General features: G+C 42.9%; 1 protein-coding gene. It reads left to right on the top strand.

Annotation, left to right across the window (positions count from 1 at the left end):
* Positions 1–514, top strand: a 514-nt coding sequence (locus QVP67_RS13830) for a metallophosphoesterase family protein (RefSeq protein ID WP_288180231.1), incomplete at its 5' end; no start/stop codon positions are given.
* Positions 515–669: the final 155 nt, after the last annotated feature.

Here is a 669-nt window from a genome sequence, read left to right as displayed (position 1 = left end):
CCCCAAAGGCACAGATATTCTGATTTGCGCAGGGGATGTCGTATCGGATTTTCAAGAAAACGAGTTGAGTGATTTCTTTGACTGGTTTTCTTCCTGTCCGGCACAGCTTCGCTTATTTGTGCCGGGCAATCACGAAATCATTTTCGACCTTTGTCTGGAAGAAGCCCGCCGATTGATACCTGCAAATGTAACTTTGCTTGAAGATTGCGGTATAGAATATGACGGCATTACTTTCTATGCCATTTCCAGCAAAATGATTCAGCAAATGCAATGGTTAGGAGGGGAATGTGGGTTGCCTAATAAAACGGATTTTTTGATTACTCACATTCCCCCGAAAGGCATATTGGATGAAGGTACGGGCAGTGAGATATTGAAACAAACCATCTTAGAACGCCAGCCGAAATATCATCTTTTCGGTCATGTGCATTCTAAAGGAGGACTATGCGAGGAAAGGTGGAGCACAAAGTTTGGCAATGTCTCCACCTTTCAGGCACTTTGCAAAACAAATGATTAATCCGAGTTATAACGCTTTCCGTTTTGGTCTATGATATGCTGACATACCAGATGGGCTTCTACCCAAAAATCATTTAACCGCAATAAGTCCGGAATGGAATAAGGCTTATGCGTGCAAATGTCGTGTACGGCATGACATACGATAATATGCTTCAG

Source organism: Bacteroides sp. CAG:633 (genome assembly GCF_000435115.1).
Classification (GTDB): Bacteria; Bacteroidota; Bacteroidia; order Bacteroidales; family Bacteroidaceae; genus Bacteroides; species Bacteroides ndongoniae.
The sequence above is the reverse complement of the archived record's forward strand: the minus strand, read 5'-3'. Positions and strand labels throughout refer to the sequence as shown.